The sequence below is a fragment of the Natrinema pellirubrum DSM 15624 genome (assembly GCF_000230735.2).
Classification (GTDB): Archaea; Halobacteriota; Halobacteria; order Halobacteriales; family Natrialbaceae; genus Natrinema; species Natrinema pellirubrum.
On record NC_019962.1, the window covers coordinates 2,709,182 to 2,720,986 of the forward strand.

Annotated in this window: 8 protein-coding genes; 2 read left to right on the forward strand and 6 right to left on the reverse strand. The window is 63.8% G+C overall.

Translation table 11 applies throughout. The features are described 5' to 3' along the window. Window positions 1–566 precede the first annotated feature (566 nt). Entirely contained in the window at window positions 567–2,396 is a 1,830-nt protein-coding gene (locus NATPE_RS13060; RefSeq protein WP_006181955.1) for a phospholipase D-like domain-containing protein, read from the forward strand. A 6-nt stretch (window positions 2,397–2,402) separates the two neighbouring features. On the opposite strand, the gene NATPE_RS13065 is transcribed toward NATPE_RS13060, so the two are convergent. From NATPE_RS13065 to NATPE_RS13090, 6 genes are all read right to left on the reverse strand, one after another. Further along, complete coding sequence (locus NATPE_RS13065) at window positions 2,403–2,837, reverse strand: metal-dependent transcriptional regulator (RefSeq protein ID WP_006181956.1); 435 nt, start codon at window positions 2,835–2,837, stop codon at window positions 2,403–2,405. A gap of 133 nt (window positions 2,838–2,970) precedes the next feature. Then, a complete protein-coding gene (locus NATPE_RS13070) occupies window positions 2,971–3,465 on the reverse strand; it encodes a hypothetical protein (RefSeq protein ID WP_006181957.1) in 495 nt (164 codons plus the stop codon). An 88-nt stretch (window positions 3,466–3,553) separates the two neighbouring features. Beyond that, complete coding sequence (sufD, locus tag NATPE_RS13075; protein WP_006181958.1) at window positions 3,554–4,768, reverse strand: Fe-S cluster assembly protein SufD; 1,215 nt, start codon at window positions 4,766–4,768, stop codon at window positions 3,554–3,556. 1 nt (window position 4,769) lies between these two features. Next, the gene (gene sufB, locus NATPE_RS13080) at window positions 4,770–6,200 is read right to left on the reverse strand and encodes a Fe-S cluster assembly protein SufB (RefSeq protein WP_006181959.1); all 1,431 of its coding nucleotides are present in this window, start codon (window positions 6,198–6,200) and stop codon (window positions 4,770–4,772) included. A 59-nt stretch (window positions 6,201–6,259) separates the two neighbouring features. Next, window positions 6,260–7,171: an ABC transporter ATP-binding protein gene (locus NATPE_RS13085; RefSeq protein ID WP_006181960.1), complete on the reverse strand. Its 912-nt coding sequence runs from the start codon at window positions 7,169–7,171 to the stop codon at window positions 6,260–6,262. Window positions 7,172–7,443: 272 nt separating this feature from the next. Further along, window positions 7,444–11,409, reverse strand: a complete 3,966-nt coding sequence (locus tag NATPE_RS13090; protein ID WP_006181961.1) for an intein-containing DNA polymerase II — start codon at window positions 11,407–11,409, stop codon at window positions 7,444–7,446. A gap of 203 nt (window positions 11,410–11,612) precedes the next feature. Here NATPE_RS13090 and NATPE_RS13095 point away from each other — a divergent pair, with 203 nt between their 5' ends. Further along, window positions 11,613–11,798: a DUF7331 family protein gene (locus NATPE_RS13095; RefSeq protein ID WP_006181962.1), complete on the forward strand. Its 186-nt coding sequence runs from the start codon at window positions 11,613–11,615 to the stop codon at window positions 11,796–11,798. The last annotated feature ends 7 nt before the right edge of the window (window positions 11,799–11,805 follow it).

Here is an 11,805-nt window from a genome sequence, read left to right on the forward strand (position 1 = left end):
CGGCTCACCCGCGGGTTCGCCGCGATTCGACACTGCGCGAGGTCGTCGCGAGTGAAACGAGCGACTGCTTGGAAGACGCGAAGCGTCTTCCAGTGGCTGAGCGAGGGAGCAAGGCGACCGAGCGTTAGCGCGGGACCTGCGGTCCCGCGAACCATCCGAACGGGTGCGTCGCACCCGTGAGGAGAAATCGGCTGGGGAGGATGTGGATCCCCTAGCTGCCACGATAGCAGGACGCCCGTCCGGTTTCGGAAAGACGGGTATCGATCGATACTCGTCCTGCTATCGTGGCGACGGGGAGTCGCCACGCCCTCCCCAGCCGATTCACTCACGTACTCGCGCGGCGCGAAGCGCCGCGCTCCGTTCGTTCGCTCATCCCTCGCACAGTGTCATCGGCCGCCTTCACGTTCGTTCAGTCGACCGACAGCGCGCGCCACCGCACGTCGGCCGGTCAGTCCGTCGGAAGCCGTCGGTTCCCTCATCTCGTACGGGCCGCTCGTCCGGTCGGTACCCAGTCCGCTCGAGTCGGCCCCGACAGTTTAAGTACGAACGGCCGGCCAGACGGAGCGATGGATCCCCTGCGGGCCGCCCTCGCGGCCGCGGTCGTCTGTGGGCTCGTCGTCAGCACGGCGCTACTGGCGGGCTTTGCCGTCGCCAACGAACCGGCAGTAGCCGATCGTGCCCTCGCTCGAGCGACCGCCGATCAGCCGGCGAACGCAACCGACCTCGCCTGCCCGCCTCGAGCGGGCGAAACGAACTCCACCAGCACGGAGACGCCTGACGAACCCCGGATCGCCGGCCTCTATCCGAATCCGACGACCGACGAGAACGTCGGCGAGTTCGTCGTCCTCGAGACGCCGCCCGATACCCGACTCGGGAACCTGACGCTGACCGACGGCCACACGACGGCCCGGCTTCCGAACGAAACCGTGACCGGACGGATCGCCCTCTCGATGGCCCCCAACGTGACGGAGACACTGACCGACGTTCCCGTCAGAGAACTCGAGGGTCGGCTCCGGCTTGCGGCCGACGGCGACGACCTCCGGCTCCGAAACGCGACGGCGACCGTCGACTCGGTCTCCTACGACCGGGCACCGACGGCCGAAAAATGGTATCGAACGGCACCGGCCGACGGCGAGGCGAACCGCCGGAGCGACGGCCAGTGGTGGCCCCGCGACGCCACCTGCCTCCCCGTTTCGACGGCCGCCGTCGACGACGCCACGGCGTTCGTCCTCCCCGACGGTCCCGGGATCCCGCGGGAGACGATCCGCAACGCCGACGACCGACTCCTGCTGGCCGGCTACACCGTCACCTCCGAGGCGATCGCTGCCGACCTCGTGGACGCGGCCGATCGCGGCGTCGAGGTCGCGGTCCTCCTCGAAGCCAGCCCAGTCGGGGGTACGCCCGCGGCGACCGAGGGCGTCCTCGAGACGCTCGCGAACGGCGGCGTCGAGGTACGCGTCATCGGCGGCGAGGACTCGCGATACCGGTATCACCACCCCAAATACGCCGTCGCCGACGACCACCTGCTGGTCACCACCGAGAACTGGAAGCCGTCCGGTGTCGGCGGCGAGAGCAGCCGCGGCTGGGGTATTCGCCTCGAGTCCGACCCCCTCGCGGCCGACCTGGCGACCGTCTTCAGGGCCGACTTCGCGGGCCGGGATACGACCACGGGCGCGGCCTATCGCAGGAACACGACGTTTACCGACGACGGGCCGGTCTACTCCTCGTCCGCTCCCGAGTATCCCACGACCCACGAGCCGACTCCGGTGCCAGTCGAGTCGGCCGAACTCCTGCTCGCGCCGGACAACGCCGACGCCCGGCTGACGGCGATGCTCGCAAGCGCCGACGAGGAGATCCTCGTCCTCCAGCCGTCGATCGCCGACGACGTCTCGCTGCTCGAGGCCACGCTCGCGGCCGCCCGCCGTGGGGTCGAGGTCCGTATCCTGGTCGGCTCGGCGCGGTACAACGCCGCGGAGAACGAGGTGCTGGCGGCGGATCTCGAGCGGATCGCGGATCGGGAGAACCTGCCCCTCGAGGTTCGACTCGTCGGTGACACGGACCGCTTCGAGAAGATACACGCGAAAGGGATCGTGATCGACGGCGAGACGGCGGTCGTCGGCAGCGCCAACTGGAATTCGAACTCGCTCGAGAACAACCGGGAGGTGTTGGTGGCACTTCACGGCGAGGCGGTCGCCGACTACTACGCGACCGTCTTCGAGTCGGATTGGGCGGGCGACTCGTGGTCGTTCCCGATCGGTGCCGGCGTCGCGGTCGCGGTTGCACTTGCTGTCGCCGCGGTCGTCGGCCGGCGCTATGTCAGGTTCGGGGGCGAGTCGGCCGTGGAGAACGAGTCGGCTGTGGACCCGGTCACGCCGGACGCGAACGACGAGGACTGAGCCGGCTCAGTCGGCGTGGCCGCTGGCCTCGAGTTCGAGCAGCTCACAGCAGTCCTCCTCGGCGTCGAAACAGTCGGGACACTGGTCGGGTCGGTCGATGATCGTGTCGAGCCGCTCCGCGACGGTGTCGTCGATGACGCTCTCTAGGGCGCGGGCCTCGTCTTTGAACTCCTCGACCTCGAGGACGTTCGCGAGGAACCGCTCGATGATACAGTAGGTCTGGAGGGCGTCGTGGGCGCGCTCGAGCCCCTCGTTGGTCAGACTCGCGCCCTTGTACTTCTCGTGGTCGACTAGCTCGCGGTCCTCGAGTTTGCCGATCATCTCGTTGACGCTGGCCGGGCTCACCTCGAGCAGGTCCGCGAGCGTACCGGTCGATGCAGGCCCGTCCTCGATGCGCTGGGCCAGATAGATCGCCTTGAGGTATTGATCTGCAGTGTTCATGCCGTCCCTCCGTCGGTGTGTGACACGTCGGTTCCTCGCCGGCAGTCTCGCGGCCGGGCGTCGATACGCGTCATGGACGATGCCGCCGACTCCGCGGCCGTTCCAGCCCCGGTCGCGGTGACGATCGCCCCGATCATGCTCGCTGCTCCATAATTGCGGTCACTTCCTCGACGCCCTCCTTTTCCTCCTCGCGGATGCCGGACAGCGTCTCGAGGAGTCGCTCGCGGTCGACCGCGAACTCGGAGTCGGAGGCCTCGATCGCCTCGATCAGGTCGTCGTAGAACTTGTAGGCGGTCTCCTCGTTTGCAAGTTGGTCATAGAGGACGCCGTCCGTGTCCTCAGGCGGTCCGTACTGGGCGTCGACTAAGGCGTTTATCTCCTCGTATCCGACCGTCTCGGCCTCGAGATCGTCGATCAGCGCCTCGAGTCGCTCGCGGTGGTCGGCCGACTCCGTGGCGGCCTCCGCGAGCAACTCCTCCACCTCCGCGTCGACCGTCGCCCGCTCGTCGGGCGGGAGCGACTCGATGTGGTGGGCGGCGCGTGACTCGACGAGTTCCTCCAGCACGACCCCGATCTGTAGCAATCGGGTCAGCTGGTGGTCGCTCGAGACACGCTGTCCCAGACTCATATCACGACAAGGGAGCCGCGGTTACTTAGTCGTCTCGGAGCGCGGATGTCGGAATCGCGGAAAAACGACGGTCGATCGGCGACGGCGCTCAGTCTCGCTGGCGGAGTCGCGCTCCGATCAGGTCCTCGAGGTCCTCGCGGAGTTCGTCGACGTCGATCTCCGCGAGAACGGGCACGAAGAAGCCCTCGACGAGCATGTTTCGGGCCGCGCGGGGGTCGACACCGCGGGAGGTCATGTAGAACAGGTCCTCCTGATCGATCTGGCCGACCGTCGCGGAGTGGCTGGCCTCAGTGTCGTGGTTGTTGATGATCAGCTTCGGGGAGGCGTCGGCCTCGCTCTCGTCGGAGAGCATCAGCGTGTTCTCGCGCTGGTAGGAGCTGGTGTCCCACGCGTCGGAGCCGACGTCCTGGACGCCCTCGTAGACCGAGCGGGCGACGTCGTCGGTGACGCCGCGGGTCACGAGGTCGGCCGTCGTGTGTTCCGCACGATGCCAGACCTTCGCGTCGAGGTCGAAGTGCTGGTCGTTGTGGCCGTAGAAGGCACCGACGATCTGCGTCTCCGAGGAGTCGCCGCGCAGTTCCGTCGAGACCTCTGTCTTCGTCAGCTGGGTGCCGAGGTTGCCCTCGATCCAGTCGATCGTGGCGTAGGTGTCAGCGACACCGCGCTTGAGCGTGAAGTTGTAGGCCTCCTCCGAGAGGTTCTGGAGGCTGCCGTACTGGACGTAGCTGTTCTCGCCGGCGGCGACCTCGACAATCCCGCTGTAGTACTGCTCCTCGGCCTCTTCGCCAGTCGACTGGCGCTCGAGGATCGTGACCGAGGACGACTCCTCGGTGACGACGAGCGTGTAGTTAAACAGCGAGCGGGAGTTCTGCTCGGTCCGGACGGTGACGTCCTCGGCGTCGACGCCCTCGGGGACGTAGATTACCGTGCCGGTGCTAAACAGCGCCGTAGAGAGCGCCGTCAGGTAGTTCTCCTGGGGGTCGACGATGCTGCCGAAGTGGTCCTGCAGGAGGTCCTCGTGTTCCTGGACCGCGTCGGCCCACGAGAGAACCTCGGCCTCCTCAGGGCCGACCTGGTCCTTGTCCTCGGCCGCGTTCAGCGGATCGACGAGGGACTCGAAGTCGAGTTCGTGGAGGTTCGTCCAGTCCCGACCCGGCGTCCGGATGACTTCGGGCATCTCGAGGTCCTCGAGCGCCGCAAGCGCCTCGAGACGCGTCTCGAGGAGCCAGTCGGGCTCGTCGAGGTCGCCCGAAATTTCGCGTACCTGTTCCTCCGTCAGATTGGCGTGTACCTGCGTACTCATATTATCCGAGGCTCCCCTCCATCTCGAGTTCGATGAGGCGGTTGAGCTCGACCGCGTACTCGATCGGCAGTTCCTCCGTGATCGGCTCGATGAAGCCGGCGACGATCATCTTCTTGGCGTCGTCGTCGTCCAGTCCGCGCGACTGCAGATAGAAGATGTCCTCGTCGCCGATCTTGCCGACGGTCGCCTCGTGGGCGACGTCGACCTTCGACTCCTCGATTTCCATGTACGGCATGGTGTCCGAGGTCGACTCGTTGTCGAACATCAGGGCGTCGCACTCGACGGCGGTCGAGGCGTTCTCGGCGCCGTCGGCGATGTGGACGAGGCCGCGGTAGTTGGTGCGGCCGCCGTCCTTGGAGATCGACTTGGACTCGATGGTCGAACTCGTCTCGGGCGCGTTGTGGTAGACCTTCGCGCCGGTGTCGATGTCCTGTCCTTCGCCCGCCAGGGCGATGGTGATGTGGGTGTCGGTCGAGCCGCGACCCTTGAGGATGGTACACGGGTAGAGCATGGTCACTTTCGAGCCCATGCTGCCAGAGACCCACTCCATCGTCCCGTTCTCCTCGCAGATGGCGCGCTTGGTGTTCAGGTTGAACGTGTTCTTCGACCAGTTCTGCACGGTCGAGTACTGAACGTGAGCGTCCTCGCCGACGAAGACCTCGACGCCGCCGGAGTGGAGGTTGTGGGTCCCGTACTTGGGCGCGGAACAGCCCTCGATGTAGTGGACCTCGGAGCCTTCCTCGGCGATGATGAGCGTGTGTTCGAACTGGCCCATCCCTTCCGAGTTCATCCGGAAGTAGGCCTGCACCGGCATCTCGACGGTCACGTCTTCGGGGACGTAGACGAACGACCCGCCGGACCAGACGGCCCCGTGCAAGGCGGCGAACTTGTTGTCGCTCGGGGGCACGCAGGTCGTCATGAAGTGCTCTTTGACGAGCTCGGGATGTTCGCGGACGGCCTCATCCATGTTACAGAAGATGACGCCTTTCTCCTCCCACTGCTCTTGCATGTTCTGGTAGACGACCTCGGACTCGTACTGGGCACCCACGCCCGAGAGGGCGTTCTTCTCCGCTTCCGGGATGCCGAGCTTGTCGAAGGTGTCCTGAATCTCGTCGGGCAGCTCCGTCCAGTCGTCGACGCCTTCGCGTTTGTCGACGTCCGGTCGGATGTAGGGAATGATCTCCTCGACATCCAGTTCGGAGAGGTCGGGCATGCCGGGCCAGTCGGACGGCATCGGCATGTTGTGATACTGCTCGAGCGCACGGAGACGCCGCTCGAGCATCCAGTCGGGCTCGTCCTTGTCCTCGGAGATCATGCGGATGACCTCTTCGGTCAGGCCTTTGCCGGATCTGACGGCGGAGTTCTCCTCTTTCTTGAACTCGAACCGGGCCTCAGTGTCTGTCTCTTTTAGGTGGTCTTGATCGGAACTCATGATTGATGTAGTTGTGTTTACGGCTGTAGCGTTATTACGGTTGTTCTAGTCGAATCCGGTTACGCAGTGCCGTAGACGTCTTCGCGGACCCAGTCGTACCCTTTGTCCTCGAGTTTCTCGGCGAGTTCGGGACCGCCGCTTTTGGCGATCTGGCCGTCGAGCATCACGTGGACGTGATCGGGCTCGACGTAGTCGAGGATGCGCTGGTAGTGGGTGATCTGCAGGATGCCGGTGCCCTGCTCGTCGCGCAGGGCGTTGATGCCCTCCGAAACGTCCTGCAGGCGGTCGATGTCGAGCCCGGAGTCGATCTCGTCCAGTACGGCGACCGAGGGCTCGAGGATGGCGGCCTGCAGCACTTCGTTTTGCTTCTTCTCGCCGCCGGAGAAGCCGGCGTTGAGATAGCGCTGGGCGAACTTCTCGTCCATCTCCAGCTGCTCCATCTTCTCCTGGAGGATGCCCTGGAACTCGGCGACGCCGACCTCGCCCTCGTCCGCGGGGCCTTCCATCGGCGAGTTCTCGAAGCCTTCGTCGTCCTCTTCCGCTTCGTCCTCGCCGTCCTCGTCCTCGAAGAGTTCCTCGCGCTCTTCGATCTTGGCGTTCAGCGCCGTGCGGAGGAAGTTCGTCATCGTGACGCCCTCGATCTCGGCGGGGTACTGGAAGCCGAGGAAGATCCCGAGCGCGGCACGTTCGTTGGGTTCGAGATCGAGCAGGTTCCAGGTGCGCTGGTCCTCGTCGATCTCGATGTCCTCGCCGAACTCGTCGTCCTCGAGGTGGAGAAGAACCTCGCCCTCGGTGACCTCGTAGGCGGGATGGCCGGCGATGACCTTCGCGGTCGTCGACTTCCCGGAGCCGTTCGGGCCCATCAGGGCGTGGATCTCGCCCGACTGGACCTCGAGGTCGACCCCCTCGAGAATCTGCTCGTCGCCCTCCGCTACTTCCGCGTGCAGGTTGGATAGTTCGAGACGTGCCATAGTACTCTGTCACTCGAACGATGGGCCGTATGACTGATAACGGTTTCGTATCCAATTGGATACAGTCCTGCATTAGCAAAATAAGTTTCCCATTCGAAAACCAGCCTTTGGGTAGATGGAGAAATACCGCCATATAGACCCCTATTCCCCGATGGGATCGGCAGGGCCACAGGAACGGATTACGGGGCTGTTCGAACCCCGAAGACGGCGGGAAAACTCGTCGGAACGGCTGCGATAAGAAGCGACGACCGGGACCGAAGCGTCCCGACGTGCTACATAAAGGAGTCGAGACCTTTCTGTTCCTGGCCGTTTTTCACTTCGTCCCAGGAGATGTCCAGTGCTTCGAGGATGCGCTCGATCGGCCCCTGCAAGGTCTTCTCGAGCATCTTCTCGTAGTCGACCGCGAACGCCTCGGGGATCTGGTCCTCGTACTCGAAACAGATCACGTCGGGATCGCGCTTGAACGCACCGTAGAGCGGGTCAGTCCGGGCGTCGAACCCTTCCTCCGCCTCGAGCCGTTCGAAGAACGATGGATCGACCCGCTCGAGATAGAGTCGCTTGGGCTTGCTGCCCCGCTGGAAGTTGGTGCCGAGCAGCAGGTTGGCATACTTGGCGCCGCGGACCTGTGCCGTGTCGGTGTCGTAGTTGTCGAGTCGCTTGCCGATCCCGCCGGGGATGGCGATCTCCTCGAGGGAGATCTCGCCCGCCAACACGTCTTCGATGACGCCGTTGACGTACTCCTTGGCACCCTCGATGTCGCCCTCGCGGACGATCATCTCGATGACGCGGTGCTGGACCTCCTTGGTGATCGGTGCGATATCGGACCGCTGGTACTCGAAGCCGACGATGTCGACGTCGTTGACGTCCTTGCCTTCCTTCCAGGTGATGTGGCCCGCGTAGCGTTTCTTCTTGCCCGCCTGGAAGAACCGCCGGTAGAGCTTCTCGAACTCGATCTGGAAGCGATGGAACTCAGCGTTCAGATCGTCTTTCGCGAAGTCGTCGTAGCGGCCGTTGATGTACTCCTCGATCTCAAAGGACTGCTCGAGAGCCTCTTCCTTGGGCACGTCGGGGCCCAACTCGAGCATGACGCTGTCCGTGTCCCCGTAGGTGACTTGGTAGTCCAGTTCCTGTGCGGCCGAGTCAGTAAACTCGATGACTTCGCGACCGGTGGCGGTGATCGCCGAGGCGGCCTCCTTGTCGTAGAGCCGGAACTGCTCCCAGCCGGAGACGCCGTACAGCGACTGACCGACGAACTGGAACTTCCCGTTTCGACCTGCGAGCAGCGTGTGATTATCCTCGACAGTGACACAGTAGACGCCGTTTTCGGCCGTGCTTCGGGAGGAACTCCGGTGCATCCGAAGCGTATTCTTCGACTCTTCAGTAACGTAGATCCGCCACGTGCCGCTGTCTCGACTGTAGTTGGCCGTTAAACCAAGGTGCGCACAGAGTCGAAGGACATCATCTCGAAGCCGGTCGCTGGATGTGGAGTAGCGCCATGAATTTACCTGACGGTCGCCATCGCCGTCGATGAGTCCCTCGAGGAACCGTCGTTTCTGTCGGCGACTGCAATCGAAGACGAACTCCGGGATTCGCTTCTCGAAGCTCCCGTCCCCACAGAGAGACCGCAGCAGATTACCGAGAAGCTTCGACGTGACCGAATACGAACGGTCGTCGACGTAGTAGTCGAATCCCATATCGTCGAGTAGTTCGCCGATCGTCGCGTGGTGATTACCACCCCCATCGGTCATGGGGAGTTTTTCCTGTGCAAGTTGTATTTTCGTCGCCGATCCACGGAAGTTCTCGCCGAACTGCTTGTCTTCAGACGTGTAGACGTTCCCCTCCGTCACGAACCATGCCAGCAGGTCGAGGAAGTCATCGCCATCGTACGTCCGTGGAATCCACTTCCGGCCGGATTCTCGGTGGACGAAGCTCGTCTCACAGACACTTTCGATATATTCACGGTGTTCTTCGAACTCCTCGGCAGTGAAGACGTACCCCGTTTTCCCGATATCGGCCTTCGGAACACGACGGGGAGTCCAACCGAGTTCTGCGGTGAACGTCCGACCATGAACCGACGGTCGGACCCAAACCTCGTATTCACCGTCTATCAGTTCCGTGAGATCGACTTCCGCTAGTTCCTCTCCGCCGGGCCCGTCCCAATCGTGTGGTAGCTCGTAGTTCGTTGCTCGGTCGAGGTCCCCGGCCTCGACGAACCCGTATTCGTCCTCGGTGATCCCGTTCGTCTCGTTCTTGCGGACGAGCATCCGGTGGTTCGGCGTAACGCGGAAGTCGATTTTGCTCGTCTCGATGTCTATTAGGTCACCGTCGTAGTCGGGATAGTCGTGCGTTTCGACGACGGGCTTAACCTCTAGTTCTTCCGTCTCCGGATCGAGTGAATACACCTCGTCACCGACCTCGAGGTCGGTGATATCGCGAACGCCGTTCGGAGTCAAGACCTCCGTATCCGGCGTAAAGCAGTTCATGATGACCTTTACCGCGCCCTGCTGACGGTCGTACTGTTCGTACTCTGGCGAGCCGGGTTCGTGCTGGTCTCGCAGTTCCTTTTTCTCCTCGCGCTCGGCGAGCAGTTCCGTGATCATCTCGCGGTTGACGCCGTCGGGTTCCTTCCGGAAGTGGGTCCCCGTCGGCGCAACGTAGGTCTCCCCGTCGTACTCGTCGGGGTCGACTTTCGTTTCCGGGGAGGCGTTGATCGTCGTCATACACATCGGGTACAGCGACTTCAGGTCCAGTACGGTGACGTTCTCCTTGACGCCCGTGATGGGCTCGAACACCGCGCCACCCTCGTATTCCTCGCCGGCCTCCTGTTGGCCCTTCGAGGGCAGCGCGAAGCGGCCGTGGGCCTCATGGAGGACGTACATGTCGACCGCATCGCCCGGCGTCGGCGCGTCCTCGAGTTTGCAGCCGACGAACGCCCGGACTTCGTCCCAGAAGGGGATGATCTCCTGCTGGCGGTCGAGTTCGACACAGAGTTCGACGTCCCGGAGGTTGTACGCGAGCAGTTGGGTCGGGTCCTCCTCCCAGAGGTCGCCGATATCGCCGGCGTAGCGTTCCTTGCCGACGCCCAGCTCCGCCTCGCCGACGGCGTCGAGCCGGTAGGAATCCAGCTCGGAGAAGACCATCCGCTGATAGCCATAGAGCAGGTCGAAGACGACGCGACCCTTGATGTCCGGGCCGCCCCAGTTGCTGCGCCAGACCTCGTCGACGCGTGAGAGCCGATCGATCGAGAGGTCGTACTCGTGGTGGGACCCGGCGAGTTCCTCGAGTCGGTCGAGGAAATAGGGCGCGTCGAAGTCCTCGAAGTTCCAGCCGGTCAGGACGTCGGGGTCGGTCTCGTCGACGTACTCGATGAAGGCCTCGAGCATGGCCTCCTCTTCCTCGAAACTGCGGACCTCGTGGTCGATCTCGCCCTCGATCGGGTCGTAGTCGTCGATCTCGGCCGGAGTCTCGCCGTCGCCGATCGGGGCCTCGTAGAGCCACATCACGTACTCGTCGCGGTAGGAGTCGTGGCTGGTGAGACAGACGATCGGCTCCTCGCCGTCCTCGGGAAAGCCCGACCGGTCGTCGACCTCGATGTCGAAGGTGTTGATGCGGGGGTCGGCGTCGACGTCGACCGGTTCGACCTCGTCGTGGGGGACGACCAGCGAGTCGTCCTCGGCCCGTCGTTCGGGTACCCGCATTCCGCTGCGGATGTCCTTGTCGATCAGAAAGCGGTTCGGGAACAGGATATCGGCTTCGTAGTGTTCGAAGTCGTCGCGGACCTGCCCGACGTCGCGGGGGGTCTGGCCGAAGATTTTGGTGAGTCTCTCCCCCCGGATGCTCTCGTAGGGGTCGCCGTCGTGGTCGTACTCCCTGCTGCCGGTCAGTCGGTCGTACTCTTCCGCCGGCGGTCGCTCGAGGCTCTCCGTCGGCGCGTAGAAGTAGGGTTTGAAACCGACGATCTGGACGTGTTCGAGTTCCTCATCGGGGGTACGCCCGAACACGTGCATGATGGGTCGTTCCTCGTCGCCGTAGCCGACGATGGTGTAGTCGACCTGCATCACGGCGAGTTCGAGGTCGCCCTCGGATTCGGGGAGGGTTTCCTCGACGACGTCGATCACCTCCGCGGCGTCGCTACCGCCGTTGCCGGCGACGGCGACGGCCTCTTCCTCCGGCCGGTCGTCGGCTGCCTCGGAGTCGCCGCCGAACTCCGTGAGTCCGGTCTGGCCCGCCTCAGTCATGGTACTCCGGTTGGCAGTCGCCGGATAAAAACCCCTGCAATCCCCGCCCGCGAAGGGCTCGCGGCGGGTCGTTCGGAAGGGGGCGGCCATTGCGAACAGTCACGCGCAGGACACGGTCTCATCGGACCAGCGAGACGGCGTTCGAGGGAACACTTGCGGGGGCAACAAGACATATAACGTGGTAACACTTAGCATGCGTTCAGGTGATCGATGTGTCCACCTACCTAAACGACGACGCGACGGACCGGCGCGAACCGAGTAGCCAGCCGGCGGGGACTGCGACCATCGAGTCCTACGAGACCGAGGACGGCGTCGTCTTCTATGACGCCGAGAACCCGCTCGCCTGGGTGGAAACCTCCCGGACGCTTACCCTCTCAGAACTGGCCTGATACGGTC

Bases quoted from the DNA above. Each gene is read 5' to 3' on its own strand.
- NATPE_RS13060 (WP_006181955.1), top strand. From the start codon at position 567: ATGGATCCCCTGCGGGCCGCCCTCGCGGCCGCGGTCGTCTGTGGGCTC.
- NATPE_RS13065 (WP_006181956.1), bottom strand. From the start codon at position 2,837: ATGAACACTGCAGATCAATACCTCAAGGCGATCTATCTGGCCCAGCGC.
- NATPE_RS13070 (WP_006181957.1), bottom strand. From the start codon at position 3,465: ATGAGTCTGGGACAGCGTGTCTCGAGCGACCACCAGCTGACCCGATTG.
- sufD (WP_006181958.1), bottom strand. From the start codon at position 4,768: ATGAGTACGCAGGTACACGCCAATCTGACGGAGGAACAGGTACGCGAA.
- sufB (WP_006181959.1), bottom strand. From the start codon at position 6,200: ATGAGTTCCGATCAAGACCACCTAAAAGAGACAGACACTGAGGCCCGG.
- NATPE_RS13085 (WP_006181960.1), bottom strand. From the start codon at position 7,171: ATGGCACGTCTCGAACTATCCAACCTGCACGCGGAAGTAGCGGAGGGC.
- NATPE_RS13090 (WP_006181961.1), bottom strand. From the start codon at position 11,409: ATGACTGAGGCGGGCCAGACCGGACTCACGGAGTTCGGCGGCGACTCC.